The organism is Amycolatopsis sp. NPDC114478, from assembly GCF_055633805.1.
Genome location: NZ_JBVKDO010000004.1, coordinates 596084 through 611569, shown reverse-complemented (window position 1 = coordinate 611569; position 15486 = coordinate 596084). Strand labels below are relative to the sequence as shown.

The window sequence follows — 15486 nt, the reverse complement described above, 5'->3', positions numbered from 1 at the left end:
CGCCAACTAGCCTGGCCCCATGGCCGACCTCGAGGCGGGGCCCGCGCTGCGGGCCGGCGTGCCGCCCTTCCACGTCATGGACGTCCTCTCCGCGGCGGGGGCCCGGCAGCGCAGTCACGGCGATCTCGTGTCGCTCGCCGCCGGGCAGCCCTCCGCTCCCGCGCCCGAGCCCGTGCTCGAAGCCGCCCGCGACGCGCTGGGTAAAAGCACCCTCGGCTACACCGAACAGCTCGGCATCCCCGAGCTGCGCGAGGCTGTCGCCGGGCACTACCAGCGGAAATACCGGCTGGACGTCGCCGCGCAGGCCGTCGTCATGACCACCGGGTCGTCCGGGGGCTTCCTGCTCGCCTTCCTCAGCGCCTTCGACCCCGGTGCCAAGGTCGCGATGGCCCGCCCCGGCTACCCCGCCTACCGGAACCTGCTGTCGGTCCTCGGCTGCGAGGTCGTCGAGTTCGCGACCACCGCCGAGACGAACTTCCAGCCGACCGTCGCCCTGCTCGACGAGCTCGGCCCGATCGACGGGCTGATCGTCGCCAGCCCGAGCAACCCCACCGGCACCGTGCTGCCGCCCGGCGAGCTGGCCGCCATCACCGGCTGGTGCTCGTCGCACGGCGTCCAGCTGATCAGCGACGAGATCTACCACGGCATCTCCTACGGCGTCGAGCTCGACTGCGCGTGGCAGTACGGGCGCGAGCCGCTCGTGCTCGGCAGCTTCTCGAAGTACTTCGCGATGACCGGCTGGCGGCTCGGCTGGATGCTCGTGCCGCAGCGGCTGCACCGCGCCGTCGACGTCCTGACCGGGAACTTCACCATCTGCCCACCTGCGGTGTCGCAGTACGCGGCCCTCGCTGCCTTCACGCCGGAGGCGTACGCGGAGGCCGACGCGCACGTCGAGCACTACCGCGCCAACCGCGACCGGCTCTTCGCGGGCCTGCAGGGCATCGGCCTCGACAAGCTCGCCCCCGCCGACGGCGCCTTCTACGCGTACGCCGACGTCAGCGCGTACACCGAGGACAGCCTGAGCTGGTGTCAGCGGCTGCTCGCCGACACGGGCCTCGCCATCACGCCCGGCGTCGACTTCGACCCGGTCGACGGCGGCAAGTACGTGCGGTTCTCCTTCGCCGGCAGCGCCGAGGACATCGACGAGGGCGTCCGGCGGCTCGGGGGGTGGCTGCGCCAGGGGGAACCCTGATTCATCCCTGAACGTTGGCTCGACGAGGGGAGTTTCTCCGGCCGAGGTGCCACAGTGGAGGCATCGGGCCGGAGGGGCCACGGGAGCAATCGGAGGAAGCCATGTTCTGGAAGATCGTCGGCGGCCTGATCGTCGCCTGGGTGGCGTTCATGGTGCTGGGCGCCGTGATCGGCTTCGTGTTCAAGGCCGTCCTGTGGATCGCCATCATCGGCGGCATCGCGTTCCTCGGCGCGGCCGGCTACCGCGCGATCACCGGCGGCAAGAAGGACCCGCGTCGGATCAACCGCTACTGAGTTCTACGGGATCCGCGCCACGCCGCCCAATGACGTCCAGTTGACCGGCGTCAGCGGGGCCAGGCGCGGGCCGTCCGGCCACCAGAGGTGCGGCGCGGTCAACCCGGGCTCGAGCAGGTCGAGGCCGTCGAAGAACGACGCGATCTCGGCCCGCGTGCGGTAGCGCGTGTCGAGCTCGGTGCCGCTGAAGTGATTTTGCAGTCGTTCCGCCACGCCGGCGGCTTCGGAGCCGTCGTCCGGGTTGTGCTGGTGCAGCAGGACCAGGTACGACCCCGGCGCCACCGCGCCGACGTAGGACTTGACCACCTGCCGCGCCTGCTCCAGATCCGCGATGTGGTGGATGACCGCGCACAGCACCAGCCCGACCGGGCGGTCGAAGTCGAGGAACTGCTTGACCGTGGGGTCGGCGAGCGTCTCGGCGGGGTGCAGCAGGTCGTTGCCCGAGATGTGCGTGAAGTCGTTGTCGACGAGCAAGGCCCGGCCGTGCGCCTGCACGACCGGGTCGTTGTCGACGTAGACGACGTGCGCCTCCGGGTTGTACTTTTGCGCCACCTGGTGGGTGTTCTCCACGGTCGGGAAGCCGGAGCCGAGGTCGAGGAACTGGTCGACGCCGAGCCGTTCGGTCAGGTACCGCACGGCGCGCACGAGCCACTGCCGCACTTCCTGCGCCATCGCCGGGGATTCCGGCGCGATCGCCAGCATCTCCCGCAGCACCGCCCGATCGGCTTCGTAGTTGTCCTTGCCGCCCATCAGCGCGTCGAAGACGCGGGCGATGCTCGGCCGGTCGAAGTTGACACGGGCCGACGGTCGTTCGCTCGTCATGGCGGCCTACCGGGGAAGTCGGGGTCGCGTGCAGCCTAGGCCACGAACGATCACCACCGGTAGGCGGACGTGCGGTGCGGGTGAGGTCAGTCCAGCCAGGCTCGGGCCGCGTCGGCGCCGTTCCACACCTCGGCCTTCAGGCCCACCGCCCGTGCTCCGTCCACATTGGATGGACGGTCGTCGAAGAACAGGCAGTCGGCCGGCTCCGCGCCCAGCTCGTCGAGCAGGAGGCGGAAGATCTTCGCGTCCGGCTTCACGCAGCGGACGTCGCCCGAGAAGAGCGTGACGCGGAAGTGGCGGACCCAGTCCTGCGCGCGGACCCACTCGCCGAACACCACCGGGGCGTTCGACAGCAGCGCCAGCGACGCGCCGGCCTCGGAAAGCACTTCGAGCAGCGCCTGCGACGACGGTTCCAGGTGGCCCCAGCCCTCGACGTCGACGCGGGTCAGCTCGGCCGACAGCTCTTCGTCGACGGACACGCCCACCGCGTCGCCGACCGCCTGCCAGTACTCGAGCGGTGTGCTCCCGGCGTCGTAGGGAATCCGGTAGTCCCAGTACGCCTTCTCGAACTCCGGCAGCGGCACGCCCATCGCCTCGGCCATCGCCGGGCGGGCCAGGCTCGGCTTGCTCAGCACGTCGCCGTAGTCGAACACGATCCAGTTCACGATTCCCCCAGGTAGTTCACGCGCCGGTCTTGATCCGGCGCAAGGCTTCTTCGACGTCGGCCGCGCTCAGGTCCCGGTGCGTCACGAACCGGACCCGGCCCGCCATCGGCACCGCGCGGACGCCGAGCGAGTCGAGCCAGGCGAGCGCGGTCGGGATGTCCGGGACGTCGGCGAGGACGATGTTGGTGTCCGGCTCGTTCGTCGGCCAGCCGTGCTCGCGCAGGCCCTCGGCGAGCCGGCTCGCGTTCTCGTGCGACTCGGCCAGCTCGGGGATCCGGTCCAGCGCGACCAGGCACGCCGCGGCCAGGACGCCGCCCTGCCGGACGCCGCCGCCGAGCATCTGCCGCATCCGGCGCGCCCGCTCGACGAACGCGACGCTGCCCGCGACGACCGAGCCGACCGGCGCGCCGAGGCCCTTGCTGAAGCAGGCCGACACCGTGTCGACGCCGACGGTCAGCGCGGCGGGCGGCACCTCCAGCGCGACCGCGGCCTGCCACAGCCGGGCGCCGTCGAGGTGCACGGTCAGGCCGGCTTCCTTCGCGACGGACAGCAGCTGGGCGTGCTCGTCGGGCGGGGTCACCGCGCCGCCGGCCGCGTTGTGCGTGTTCTCAAGGCAGAGCAGCGACGTCCGTAATGTGAAGTACGGCCCGGGTTGTCCGATCGCGGCCGCGAGGGCGTCGGGCGATGGGCGGCCCGGGCCGCCGTCGTGCTCGAGAATGTCCGGCATCCCCCCGGCCAGCCACGCGGCCGAGCCGAGCTCGTTGGACAGCACGTGGGCACCGCGCGTGGCGAGGAACCGGTCCCCGCGCTGCAGGTGGAGGCTCAGCGCGACGAGGTTCGCCATGGTCCCGCTCGGCACCCAGAGCGCGGCCGGCATGCCCAGGACGTGCGCGGCGCGTTCTTCCAGCGCCTGGACCGTCGGGTCGCGTTCGAGGACGTTGTCCCCGACCTCCGCGGACGCCATCGCCGCGCGCATCGTGTCATCCGGACGGGTGACGGTGTCGGAGCGGAAGTCCAGCGGCGGCAGCGTGAAGGTCACGGAGCGATCACATCACACCCACCTCATGGGGATCAATGAGCCCCGGAGTGAGCCTTATTCTGGTTAGGTCGGCGCTATGGACCGTGGGGTGACCGCTTGCGGTGACCCTTGCGCCGGCCGACGGCTGAATAAGGCTCACTGGTGGGACCTGCTCGGTCCGTGCAACCGTGGACGCCCCTGATTCCGTCTACCCACCGACGACAACAGAGCGGAGCACGACTGCGCGTGGACCAGCGCGACGAGGAGGAGTTCGCGGAGTACTTCGCCGCCAGGCGGGACGCCGTGCGCCGGACCGCGTACATGCTCTGCGGCGACTGGCACCGGGCGGACGACCTCGCGCAGACGGCGTTCGTCGCGCTGCACCGGAGGTGGAAGAAGATCAGGGATCCCGCGGCGACCGACGCGTACGTCCGCAAGACGCTCGTCCGGGCGTCGATCGACGAATCGCGGCGCCCGTGGCGGCGTGAGTGGCAGACCGAGACGCTGCCCGAGCCGGCCGACGACACGCCGGGCCTCGACGAGCTCGTCGCGACCAGGGAAGACCTGCTCGCGGCGTTGAAGGAAGTGCCGCCCAAGCAGCGGGCGGTGCTGGTCATGCGGTTCTTCGAAGGGCTTGACGTGACCGGCGCGGCGAAAGCGCTGGGCTGCAGCGAAGGCAACGTGAAGAGCCAGACCGCGCGCGGGCTGGCGAACCTCAGGCAGGTCCTGGAACGGGAGGTGGAGACCAATGGATGAGCAGGAGCTGCGCTCGTTGTTCTCCGCCGCGCCGCCGGACGCCCCCGAACCGACGTTCAGCCAGGACGACGTCGTCCGCGAGTCCCACCGCCAGACCGTGCGGCGCCGCAACCGGATCACCGCCGGGGTGAGCGCCGCGGCGCTGGTGGTCGTCGGCTTCGGCGCATACGGGCTCCTGTCCGGGGGTACCCCCGAGTCGATGACGGCCGCGGGCGACGGCGCCATGTCGTCGCAGTCCGCGCCGGGCTCGGGGCAACCCGGTCTCAGCCCGGCACGTCCTGAGATCGGTGGGGAGTCACCGAACTTCTCGTCCGAACCACCTCGGCAGGGAGGTGACCAGGGCGGGAAGACCGGCCAGCTGGCCGAAGGCGCCTCCGGGTGCGAACAGGTGGACGGGGAGCTCGCCACAGCCCTCGCTGGCGAGCTCCCCGGCCACGTCGCCGGTACCCCGGCCGTGCCGGGCGGCGCCTGTTCGACGGTGGCGCGCTCCGCGGGGTTCCCAGTCGCGGGCGGCGAGGTGTCCGCCGCCGTGTACCCGAAGGGCATCCCCGTCGTCTTCAAGTCCCAGCCCGCCGGCGCGGTCCAGGCCGAGGTGGCGACGGCGTCCGGGGGAAAGCTGGTGCTGGTCAGCGTGCCGTCTCCGGGCGGGACGGCGCCGTACGCGGGGCAGGTGGACGCGTTCGCGCACGCTCTCGCGCCCCGCTTCTGAGCCCGGGTCCGCCCGGTTGGCAGAATGACCGGTCATGACCGCTGCGACCACCCCGAAGGGGGAACGACGGCGCGCCGCGCTCGTCGAGGCCGCCGCGAAACTGCTCGTCGAGGGCGGGTTCGACGCCGTCCGGCACCGGGCGGTCGCCGAGCGCGCGGGGCTGCCGCTCGCCTCGACGACGTACTACTTCGACTCGCTGGAAGACCTGGTCACGGCGGCCGTCGAGCACCACGCGTACGGCGAGCTCGAGACCGGCCGCCGCCGGCTGGAGGAGCTGGCGACGCGCAACCGCGGCGTCCAGGCGACCGTCGACCTGGTGCTGGAGATGCTGCTGGGCCCGGAGACCGACGACCCGGAAGCGGACGCGGAGGCGGTGCTGCTGCGGTACGAACGGCTGGTCGCGACCGGCCGCCGTCCGTACCTGCGGCCGTTGATGCGGACGCTGTCGGCGCAGCTCAACGAGCTGCTGACGGAGATCTTCGCCCGCTCCGGCACGCCGGTTTCCGCCGATGAGCTCGAACGGCTGGTCGCCCTGGTCGACGGCGCGGTCGTCAACGCCCTGATCGCGATCGACCCGGCCCCGCGCGCGGCGGCGTCGCGCATGCTCCAGAACGCACTCGACGGCACCTGATTCGTTACTGTCGTGCAGGTGGACTTGAACCTGCTGACGGCGTTGGACGCGTTGCTGGAGGAGAACTCCGTGCAGGCGGCGGCCGACCGGCTGCACCTGACGCCCCCGGCGATGAGCCGCACGCTGGCCCGGATCCGGGCGACGACCGGCGACGACATCCTGGTGCGCACCGGCCGCACGATGACCCCGACCCCGCGCGCGCTGGCGATGCGCGACGAGGTCCGGACGCTGGTGGCCCGCGCGAACCGGGTGCTCGCGCCGGCCCGCACGGTGGACCCGGCCACGCTGCGGCGCACGTTCACCATCCAGGGCCACGACGCCCTGCTGGCGGCGCTGTTCCCGGCGTTGCTGCGCACGGCTTCGGCCGAGGCGCCGGGGATCGGGCTGCGGCTGCTGGCGGAGGCCCCGGTGGACACGCCGGACCTGGCCCGCGGGCACGTCGACCTGGAGGTCGGCGCGGCGGTGCCGACGTCGCCGGAGATCAGCCACGAGGTGGTCGGCGAGGACCGGCTGGCGGTGGTCTCGCGCGCCGGTGTGCGGCTGGACGTCGAGGAGTTCGCGGCGGCGGAGCACGTGATCGTGTCGCGGCGAGGGCGGTTGCGCGACGGCGTGGACAAGGCGCTGGCCGAGCTGGGTTTGCGCCGCCGGGTGGTGGCGGCGCTCCCGACGGCGGCGCTGGCGCTGCAGGCGATCGCGCACAGCGACGTCGTCGGGGTGCTGGCGGTCCGGGCGACGGCGTTGGCGCGGGCGGACGCGGGGTTGACCGCGACGGAGCCCCCGATCGAGTTGACGGGGGCACCGGTGGTCGTGAGCTGGCACAGCCGCTACGACACGGACCCGGCGCACGAGTGGTTGCGCGGTCATTGCCGCACAGCGCTCGCGGAAGTCTTCGACGCGCCCGGCGACTGACAAGCTCACTTGGGCAGGGCCACCAGGACCTCCCCGCGCGGGCCGTTCTCAGCCGCGTCGAGCATCACCGCCGCTACCGTCGCGTGCGTGACCGAGGCCGGGAACAGCTTCCGCGGCACGTCCGCGAGCCCCACCGCGCGTCGCGTCGGGCTCACCGGGCCGGCTTTCATCGGGCCCACCTGCACCACCGTTCCGCCCATGCCGAGGATCGCCGCGTCCGCCGTGACCTTGTCCGGCAGCTCCTCCTTCATGAACCGCTCCAGCAACGTCCGGGTCAGCCAGCCCGCCGCCGAAGCCGACGGCCCGGTCCCGAACGCCCCCACCGACACCGTCCGCGACGGCCCCGCGGCCACGACCGCACGAGCTCCCGCCGTCAGCACCCCCGGGGGATCACCCTTTCTCAGACCCAAAGCGTCGAGCACGATCTCGTTGCCCCGCAACGCCTCCGCGATCCCGGCGGCGTCGAAGACGTCAGCCGCGACCGACGTCAGCCGCTCGCCGGAAGCCGACGCGCGACGGCTGATGGCCACCACCTCGTGCCCGCGCGTCAGCGCCTGCTTCACCAGTTCACTGCCCACCGCGCCCGACGCGCCGAGCACCGCCACCCGGCTCACGCGAGCACCTCCAGCGCCGCGGCGTGCAAACCCGGTGCCGCGACGAGGATGTCGGCCGAGTTGACGTCCCAGGCACCACCCGTCAGGTCCGAAACGACCGCGCCCGCCTCGAGAGCCACCAGCGAACCGGAGGCGGCGCCCGGAAGATCCGGCTGGTACTGCCAGAAGACGTCGTACTGCCCGGCGGCCAGCCCCAGCAACGGGAACACCGTCGGAATCGTGTTGCGCACCAGCAACGCCTTCGACGCCATCGCCGCGAAAGCGCCCGCGAACCGCTCGTAGACGTCCGGGGAGCTGCCCGCCTGGCTCGCCGTCACCGCGGCGGCCGACAAGTCCGTTTTGGCCGACACGTGCAACGGCGAACCGTTGAGGTACGCGCCCTGGCCCCGCGAAGCCGTGTACGTCAGGTCGCCGATCGGCTGGCGGACGACCGTCAGCTCCGGCTGCCCGTCCGTGACGAGCGTGATCGTCACGCCCCACTCCGGCAGGCCGTGCACGTGGTTGACCGCGCCCTCGGCGCCGTCGACCACCCACCACCGTCCCGGCGGCACCTCCCGGCCGCTTTCGTCCTCGTCCCACCAGCCCACGCCGTCGACGCCGTCGAGAGCTGCCCGCACCACCGAAGTCGAGGTCGCCTCGAGCTTCGTGCCGAGCGCATACATCGCCTCCCGGTCCGGCGGACGGCTCTCCGGGTCGTACAGAGCCAGCAAAGCCTGTGCGGCTTCCGAAGCCGCCTGCACCATCGTGTTCAGAACATCGGTCATGAACCCATTACGGCACGACCGGTGGCCTGATTCAAATGCAACTTTGGCACTCGACGAATTACCCTCGTGCAGGTTTGCGCTGAGCCTTCGCCAGGTCGTCGCGGGACTTCGTGACGAGCGCGAGCATCGCCTGCTCGGCCGCCGTCGGGTCGCCCGCGACGATCGCGTCGAACACCTTGCGGTGGCTCGGCACCGGGTCCTCCGCCGCCGATGCCCCGTGCACGAGCTTGTCGCGCTCGGCCAGCCCGATCGCGATGACCCGTTCCATCCGCATCAGGAAGTTGTTGTGCGTGGCCGTCATCAGCCGCCGGTGGAAGGCCAGGTCGGCCTGGACGCTCGCCTCGGCGTCGTCGCCCGCAGCGGCCATGTCGGCCAGCGCCTCCCGCAGCGACTCGAGGTCTTCCTCCGACGCGCGTTCGGCGGCGATCCGCGCCGCCGCGGGCTCGACGACCGTGCGGACCTCGGTCAGCTCGTCGAGCAGGCCGGGGTCGTCGGCGGCCGCGGTCTGCCAGCGCATGACGTCGGCGTCGAGCATGTTCCACTTCTCGCGCGGCTGGACGAACGTGCCGCGCTTCTGCCGCGCGTCGATCATCCCCTTCGCGGCCAGCACCTTCAGCGCCTCGCGCAGCGCGGTCAGGCTGATGTCGAGCTCTTCGCGCAGCGCCGGCAGGTCCAGGACGGTGCCCTCGCCCCACTCGTCGGAGAGGATCCGGCTGGCCAGTGCCTCCACGGTCTGGCCGTGCAGCCCGCGTGGCCGGTGTTCGGTCAATGGAGGGCCCTCTCGACTGGTGGTTCGTGGTCGGGCGATCCTACGCTGCGACCGAAGTCGTCATAAATTATGAATACATCTTGACACCGGCGGCGCCCGGTTGCACTCTTTGGCAGCAGTCACGCCCGAGCGGGCACCAAGACAAAGGGGTCACGACATGACGAGTGCAGGCCTGTCCCGCCGTCGTTTCCTGCGCAACGCCGGCCTGGCCGGCCTGGGCGCGATCGGGTCGTCCAGCTTCCTCGCCGCCTGCGCCACCTCCGCGAACTCCGGCCCGGTCAAGCAGGCCGCCGGCGCAGTCACCGTCCAGTCGAACCTGTCCTCGCCCGAGGCGAAGAAGGCGATCGAAGCGCTGGCTCAGGCGTTCGGCGCGAAGGGCGGCGCGACGGCGACCGTCAACACCGTCGCGTCGGAGACCTTCCGCACCCAGCTGCCCAGCTACCTGACCGCGGCCACCCCGCCCGACACCTACACGTGGTACCCGGGTTCGCTGTTGTCCGGCTACGCGCGCAAGGGCCTGCTCCTCGACGTCGGCGACGTCTGGCAGACCATGGGCGACTACAGCCCCGCGTTCCGCGCGCTCTCCGGCGACGGCGCCGGCCACCAGGTCTTCGTCCCGACGTCCTACTACTGGTGGGGCTTCTTCTACCGGAAGTCCAACTTCGCGAAGTGGGGCGTGCAGCCGCCGACGAACTGGACCGAGTTCCTCGCGCTCTGCGAAACGTTGAAGGGCAAGGGAATCGCCCCGATCGGGCTCGGCGCGGGCGGCAACACGCCGTGGACCGCGTCGGCCTGGTTCGACTACCTGAACATCCGGATCAACGGCGCGCCCTTCCACCGCGAGCTGCTGGCCGGCAAGCAGCGCTTCGACGACCCGCGCGTCAAGAAGATCTTCGACCCGTGGCGCCAGGCCCTGCCGTACTTCGACCCGAACGGCACCGCGATCGCGTTCCAGGACGCGACCACCGTGCTGCTGCAGGGCCGCACCGGCATGGTCCTGACCGGCACGTTCTTCGCCGACGCCGCCCCGAAGGACGCGCTCGACGACCTCGACTTCTTCCAGTTCCCGATCCTGGACCCGGCCGTGCCGGTCGCCGAGGAGGGTCCGACCGACGGCTTCTTCGCCAGCGCGCGCACCCCACACGTCGCCGAGGTCAAGGAGTGGTTCAAGTACGTCGCGACGGCCGAGGCGCAGGAGCTCTACATCAAGAACTCCTCCGGCACGGTCCTGCCGGCCAACCCGAAGGCGAAGGACAACGGCACGCCGCTGGTCCAAAAAGGACGCAAGATGCTCGCGGACGCCAAGGAGATCACGCAGTTCTTCAACCGCGACTCCTCCGACGCGCTGCAGCCGACCGCCGACGCCGCGTTGATCCGGTTCATCCAGAAGCCGAACGAGCTCGACTCGATCCTGAGCGACTGGCAGACCGCCGCGCAGAAGGTCTGGCAGTCCTGACATGGCGGTGCTGACCGCCGAACGGCCGAAGACCGCGGCGCGGGCCCCCAAGCGCCGTCGCCGGATCTCGCCGGTGCTGCTGGCGTTCGTCCTGGTACCCCTCGTCGTCGAGGGGTTCTGGGTGTTCTGGCCGGCGTTGCAGGGCTTCTACCTGGCGCTGACGAACTGGGACGGCGTCTCCGCGCCCACGTTCGTGGGTTTGCGGAACTTCGCCGAGATGTTCTCCGACGACATCTTCAAGACCGCCGCGCTCGACACGGTGATCTGGCTCGTGCTCTTCGGCGGCCTCTCGGCCGTCGGCGGGCTCGCGCTGGCGACGTTGCTGCAACGCGAAAGAAAAGGCGTCGGGTTCTACCGGGCCGCGCTGTTCACGCCGGTGGTGTTCTCGCTGGTCGCGACGTCGCTGATCTGGCAGGTGATCTACCAGCCGGACGGCGTCTTCAACAAGGTGCTCGGCGCGATCGGGCTCGGCAGCTGGCAGCACGCCTGGCTGGCCGACCCGAAGACGGCGCTGTACGCGGTGCTCGTCCCCGCGTTGTGGCGCCAGCTCGGCTACGTGATGGTGCTGTACCTGGCCGGGCTCAAGGGGATCGACCCGGTGCTGTACGAAGCGGCCAAATTGGACGGTGCCACGGCGTGGCAGCAGTTCCGCAACGTGACGTGGCCGCAGCTGCGCAGCGTCAACTCCGTCGTCCTCTCGGTGATCATCATCGACTCGCTGCGGTCGTTCGACGTCGTGTGGTCGATGACGAAGGGCGGGCCGTACCACTCGTCCGAGCTGCTCAGCACGTACATGTACGCGACGGCGTTCCAGTCGCTGCGGCTCGGCTACGCGTCCGCGCTGGCCGTGGTGATCTTCGTGCTGGCGTTCGGCGTGATCGTGACCTACCTCGTGCGCGCGTTCCGGGAGGACTCGTGAGGAGTACGCGGACCTTCGGGTTCCACCTGCTCGCGGGCGGGTTGTCCGTGCTATGGCTGCTGCCGATCCTGCTGGTGCTGACGACGAGCGTCCGGTCCTTTTCGGACATCGCGTCGAACGGCCTCGGCGCGCTGCCCGCGTCGTTCAGCCTCGACGGCTTCGGGCAGGCGTGGGGCGAGGGCGGCGGCGGGCACGCGATGCTCAACAGCCTGCTCGTGACGATCCCGACCGTGCTGCTCGCGCTGCTGCTCAGCTCGGCGGCGGCGTTCGCGCTGAGCCGGTACGAGCTCCCGTTCCGCCGCACGATCATCCTGGTGATGCTGGCCGGGAACCTGCTGCCGCCGCAGATCCTGCTCGTGCCGGTGGCGAAGCTGGCCGAGCTGCTGGGCATCTACGACACGCTGACCGCGCTGATCGTCGTGCAGGTCGGGTTCGGGCTCGGCTTCTACACGTTCGTGCTGCAGGGGTTCATGCGGTCGATCCCGGGTGAGATCCAGCAGGCGGCGCTGATCGACGGCGCCGGCGTCGCGCAGATCTTCTGGCGGATCATCCTGCCGATGACCCGCCCGGCGCTGGCGGCGCTCGGCGCGCTGGCGTTCACCTGGACGTTCAACGACCTGCTGTGGTCGATCACCGTGCTGCGCACCGGGACGGTGATGCCGGTGACGCCGGCACTGCTCGGCCTCCAGGGGCAGTACGTGTCCAACTGGAACGTGATCGCGGCGGGGTCGGTCATCGCGGCCGTGCCGACCGTGGCCGTGTTCCTGCGGTTCCAGAAGCACTTCATCTCGGGCTTGGCGATCGGGGCGATCAAGTGACGTGGACCGTGTCCCTGAAGTCCACTTCGTACACCGTGGCCCTGGACCCCACCGAGCGCTGGCTCGAGCTGGTGGCCTGGGGTCCACACGGGATCGAAGACGGACCGTCGGTGTTCGCGAACGCGGGTGCGGTGCACTTCATCACCGACGCCGACGCGGCCCCGGTCGAGTACGCCCCGCTGGGCCTGCGCCCGTTCTCCGGTGCGGACGTCTCGGTGCGCGGTGGTTCGTGGTGGCGGTTCGACTCGGCGTCGCCGGGCGATGACCTGCGAGTGACCTTTGTGGACGAAGTCGCCGGGCTGCGCGCGGTGGTGTGCTACCGGCCGGTGCCCGACACGGATGTCCTGACCCGGTGGGTCGAGTTCGAGAACACGGGCTCGGCGACGTTGGAGTTCGACCGGCTGGGCTCGGCGGCCGTGTGCGTGCCGACGGTTTCGGGCGCCCGACTGACGTATCTGACCGGCCAGTGGTCGCAGGAGTTCACGCGGCGCACGCTGGACCTGCCCGCGGGCGGGTTCCGGATGGAGAGCCGGTTCGGCGTCCCGGGGCACGCGCACGTGCCGTGGCTGGCGGTGCAGGACTCCTCCGGTGGGCCGGCCTGGGGCGTTTCGCTGGAATGGCCGGGTTCGTGGTCGATCGAGGCGGACGTCGAGCCTTCCGGGCTGACGCGCGTGCGGGCCGGGCGGCTGCCGTCGCCGGGTCCGGTGCTGCTGGAACCGGGTGCTTCGCTGGTTACTCCGGCGGTCGCTCTGGCGTCCAGTGTGGACGGACTCGCCGGACTGGCGTCCGTGTGGCACGACTACGACCGCGTGCTGGCGGGTCCGCGGTGGCGGCGCCCGCGTCCGGTGCTCTACAACTCGTGGGAAGCAACCGGCTTCGACGTCCGGAGCGAGCACCAGCTGGAGCTGGCGAAGCGCGCGGCCGACCTCGGCGTCGAGCTGTTCGTGGTCGACGACGGCTGGTTCACCGGCCGCGACGACGACACCGGCGGCCTCGGTGACTGGACGGCGGCGGATCCGAGATTCGGCGACTTCGTCGATTCGGTGCGGGAACTGGGCCTGGAGTTCGGGCTCTGGGTCGAGCCGGAAGCCGTCAGCCCGAAGTCGCGGCTGTACGCCGAGCACCCGGACTGGGTGTACCGGATCGACGGCCGCCCGTCGACGCTGATCCGCAACCAGCTCCTGCTGGACCTGGGCCTCCCCGAAGTCGTCTCGTTCGTGAAGTCCACTTTGGACTCACTGCTGACGGCCTACCCGATCTCGTACCTCAAGTGGGACATGAACCGGCCGCCCACCGAACGCGGCCGCCCGGGTTCGCCGGACGCGGACCTGGACGCCGAGCACGTCGCCGGGTACCTGTCGGTGCTGGACCACCTGCGCGCCGCCCACCCGCACGTGACGATTGAGGCGTGCGCGGGCGGCGGCGGCCGGACCGACCTGGCGACGGTCGCGCGCACCGACGTCGTCTGGCCGAGCGACAACACGGGACCGCTGGACCGGCTCGCGATCCAGGACGGGTTCCTCCTGATGCACGCCCCGCACCTGATGAGTTCGTGGGTGACGGACTCCCCGGGCGTCTTCGACCCGCGGCCGCGCTCGCTGCGGTTCCGGTTCGTCACGGCGATGGCCGGGGTGCTGGGGATCGGCGCGGACCTTGCGAAGTGGACGCCCGAGCAGCACGCGGAGGCGGCTTCGCTGGTGGCCGTGTACAAGTCGATCCGGGACGTCGTCCACCACGGTGTCGCCCGGGTCCTGGCGGGCGCGACCCAGTACACCTCGGAAGACGGCGACACCGTGGTGGTGCTGGCGTGGAACACCGGCGAGCTGACGGGCGCGCCGCTCGTGCCGGGACGCTCGTCGCGCGTGCGGCTCGACGTCCGCCCGGATTCGTCCTATGTGGACGAAAGCGGAACCCGGTATTCAGGGGCCCACCTGAAGTACGCGGGTCTCCCCTTCGACTGGACCGCGACCCACGACGCGGACGTCGTCGTCCTACGCCGGATCGAGTAGCAGCTTCGCGGCCGCCACGGTGCCATCGGTGCTGACGAGCGCCGCCACTTCGGCGGCGCGGTCCTTCACGGCCAGCGCCGCCCCGAGGGCCGCCGTCAGGGAGTCCACCGTCGGCGCCGGACCGTCGTGGGCCACGCCGGCGCCCAGTGCCGCGACCCGGGCCGGAGCGCACGGCCGTCGTCGTGGTCCCGGCGCCGCCGTGGTGCACGACCGCCGCCGTCCTCGGGAACAGCGCCTGGTGGTTGACCTCGTCGACGAGGAAGACGTCGTCGCCGTCGACGGTCAGGCCCGCCCAGCCGCGCTTGAGCACCAGGCGGCGGCCGTGCGCCCGCACCGCCGCGACGGCCACCTCGGCCACGTCCGCCGCCGCGTGCATCGGCATGCTCCCGAACCCGACGTAGACCGGCGGTTCGGCGTCGGCCAGGAACGCCGCCAGGTCGTCCGGCAGCGGCCGCTCGTCCGGCACGATCCACGCGCCGGTCTGGACGACGTCGAGGCCGTCGCTCGGTTCCCACGGGTCGAGGACCGGGTCGGTCGCCAGCCACGGCCGCTTGCCGACGACCAGCTCGCGGACGTCGTCGACGGCGGGCAGGCCGTGCGCGGCCCGGCTCGCGTTCAGGCCCGGCCCGAACAGCGCGTTCATGCTTTCGCGGTCGAGCTCCCAGAGCGCCCGGTTGCCGGTGACGCCCGCCGGGTGCGGCCGGCCCGGGTGGGCGAGCGGCGCGTGGTGCGGCGACGGCAGCGACAGCTTCTGCATCGCCACGTAGTGCGACGGGATCCCGGCCAGCTCGGCGACCGACCGCGCCCCGGCCGCGGTCGGCATCACCCCGGTGGCCACCAGCACGTCGCAGTCCGCGGCGGCCGCCGGCATGACGTCGAACTGGGCCGCGATCAGCTCCGCGGCCCGCGCCGGCAGGCCTTTCGGGGTCGGCGCGGCCTTCGTCAGCTCGCGCGCCGACGGCCCGATCGGCACCAGCGGCACATCGACAGCGGCCAGCCGCCGCACGAAGTCCTCATCCGGCGGCGCGCACACCTTCACCTCGGCGCCCAGCTCCCGCAGCCGCACCGCGAACGCCGCCAGCGGCTCGACGTCGCCGCGGGAGCCGTAGGTGGACAGCAGAACACGCATCGCGCAAACCCCC

General features: G+C 71.4%; 16 protein-coding genes and 1 pseudogene. 10 read left to right on the top strand and 7 right to left on the bottom strand.

The genetic code is table 11. The annotated features are described in order from the left end of the window. Window positions 1-19 precede the first annotated feature (19 nt). Together ACZ7OH_RS15705 and ACZ7OH_RS15700 are read left to right on the top strand one after the other, a co-directional pair. Window positions 20-1192 (top strand): pyridoxal phosphate-dependent aminotransferase, encoded by a 1173-nt coding sequence (locus ACZ7OH_RS15705; protein WP_470281413.1) that lies wholly within the window; start codon window positions 20-22, stop codon window positions 1190-1192. 101 nt (window positions 1193-1293) lie between these two features. Further along, window positions 1294-1485: a hypothetical protein gene (locus tag ACZ7OH_RS15700; protein WP_329053868.1), complete on the top strand. Its 192-nt coding sequence runs from the start codon at window positions 1294-1296 to the stop codon at window positions 1483-1485. Between the two features lie 3 nt (window positions 1486-1488). Here the strand turns inward: ACZ7OH_RS15700 and ACZ7OH_RS15695 are convergent, their stop codons facing one another. The 3 genes from ACZ7OH_RS15695 to ACZ7OH_RS15685 all read right to left on the bottom strand — a co-directional run bounded on the left by ACZ7OH_RS15695 (window position 1489) and on the right by ACZ7OH_RS15685 (window position 4011). Next, window positions 1489-2307 (bottom strand): SAM-dependent methyltransferase, encoded by an 819-nt coding sequence (locus ACZ7OH_RS15695; protein ID WP_470281412.1) that lies wholly within the window; start codon window positions 2305-2307, stop codon window positions 1489-1491. An 86-nt stretch (window positions 2308-2393) separates the two neighbouring features. Next, window positions 2394-2972, bottom strand: coding sequence for an HAD family hydrolase (locus tag ACZ7OH_RS15690; RefSeq protein WP_470281411.1), 579 nt, complete (start codon window positions 2970-2972; stop codon window positions 2394-2396). 16 nt (window positions 2973-2988) lie between these two features. Then, entirely contained in the window at window positions 2989-4011 is a 1023-nt protein-coding gene (locus ACZ7OH_RS15685; protein ID WP_470281410.1) for a threonine aldolase family protein, read from the bottom strand. Window positions 4012-4236: 225 nt separating this feature from the next. Between ACZ7OH_RS15685 and ACZ7OH_RS15680 the strand changes: the two genes are divergently transcribed. Genes ACZ7OH_RS15680 through ACZ7OH_RS15665 form a run of 4 tightly spaced genes read left to right on the top strand, consistent with a single transcriptional unit; the run spans window position 4237 to window position 6995 of the window. Next, entirely contained in the window at window positions 4237-4746 is a 510-nt protein-coding gene (locus ACZ7OH_RS15680; protein WP_086675976.1) for a SigE family RNA polymerase sigma factor, read from the top strand. Continuing rightward, window positions 4739-5455 (top strand): hypothetical protein, encoded by a 717-nt coding sequence (locus ACZ7OH_RS15675; protein ID WP_470281409.1) that lies wholly within the window; start codon window positions 4739-4741, stop codon window positions 5453-5455. Before ACZ7OH_RS15680 ends, ACZ7OH_RS15675 begins: the two co-directional genes overlap by 8 nt. A gap of 34 nt (window positions 5456-5489) precedes the next feature. After that, complete coding sequence (locus ACZ7OH_RS15670) at window positions 5490-6086, top strand: TetR/AcrR family transcriptional regulator (protein WP_400896840.1); 597 nt, start codon at window positions 5490-5492, stop codon at window positions 6084-6086. Window positions 6087-6104: 18 nt separating this feature from the next. Further along, a complete protein-coding gene (locus ACZ7OH_RS15665) occupies window positions 6105-6995 on the top strand; it encodes a LysR family transcriptional regulator (RefSeq protein ID WP_470281408.1) in 891 nt (296 codons plus the stop codon). Between the two features lie 5 nt (window positions 6996-7000). On the opposite strand, the gene ACZ7OH_RS15660 is transcribed toward ACZ7OH_RS15665, so the two are convergent. From ACZ7OH_RS15660 to ACZ7OH_RS15650, 3 genes are read right to left on the bottom strand one after another with little or no spacing between them, the layout of a single operon-like run. Continuing rightward, the gene (locus ACZ7OH_RS15660; RefSeq protein ID WP_470281407.1) at window positions 7001-7609 is read right to left on the bottom strand and encodes an NAD(P)-dependent oxidoreductase; all 609 of its coding nucleotides are present in this window, start codon (window positions 7607-7609) and stop codon (window positions 7001-7003) included. Beyond that, entirely contained in the window at window positions 7606-8373 is a 768-nt protein-coding gene (locus ACZ7OH_RS15655) for an inositol monophosphatase family protein (protein WP_470281406.1), read from the bottom strand. Before ACZ7OH_RS15655 ends, ACZ7OH_RS15660 begins: the two co-directional genes overlap by 4 nt. A 58-nt stretch (window positions 8374-8431) precedes the next feature. Continuing rightward, window positions 8432-9142, bottom strand: coding sequence for a FadR/GntR family transcriptional regulator (locus tag ACZ7OH_RS15650; RefSeq protein ID WP_400896832.1), 711 nt, complete (start codon window positions 9140-9142; stop codon window positions 8432-8434). 157 nt (window positions 9143-9299) lie between these two features. Between ACZ7OH_RS15650 and ACZ7OH_RS15645 the strand changes: the two genes are divergently transcribed. The 4 genes from ACZ7OH_RS15645 to ACZ7OH_RS15630 are packed head-to-tail and all read left to right on the top strand — an operon-like array spanning window position 9300 to window position 14344. Then, on the top strand, window positions 9300-10598 hold the full coding sequence (locus tag ACZ7OH_RS15645; RefSeq protein WP_470281405.1) for an ABC transporter substrate-binding protein: 1299 nt from the start codon (window positions 9300-9302) through the stop codon (window positions 10596-10598). 1 nt (window position 10599) lies between these two features. Beyond that, window positions 10600-11517 carry a carbohydrate ABC transporter permease gene (locus ACZ7OH_RS15640; protein WP_470281404.1) on the top strand — a complete coding sequence of 306 codons (918 nt, stop codon included), beginning with the start codon at window positions 10600-10602 and terminating at the stop codon, window positions 11515-11517. Next, the gene (locus ACZ7OH_RS15635; RefSeq protein WP_400896826.1) at window positions 11514-12335 is read left to right on the top strand and encodes a carbohydrate ABC transporter permease; all 822 of its coding nucleotides are present in this window, start codon (window positions 11514-11516) and stop codon (window positions 12333-12335) included. Before ACZ7OH_RS15640 ends, ACZ7OH_RS15635 begins: the two co-directional genes overlap by 4 nt. Then, window positions 12332-14344: an alpha-galactosidase gene (locus tag ACZ7OH_RS15630; protein ID WP_470281403.1), complete on the top strand. Its 2013-nt coding sequence runs from the start codon at window positions 12332-12334 to the stop codon at window positions 14342-14344. Before ACZ7OH_RS15635 ends, ACZ7OH_RS15630 begins: the two co-directional genes overlap by 4 nt. Here ACZ7OH_RS15630 and ACZ7OH_RS15625 read toward each other — a convergent pair. Continuing rightward, window positions 14327-15473: pseudogene (locus ACZ7OH_RS15625) on the bottom strand (glycosyltransferase). The gene ACZ7OH_RS15630 and the pseudogene ACZ7OH_RS15625 overlap by 18 nt on opposite strands. Window positions 15474-15486 lie beyond the last annotated feature (13 nt).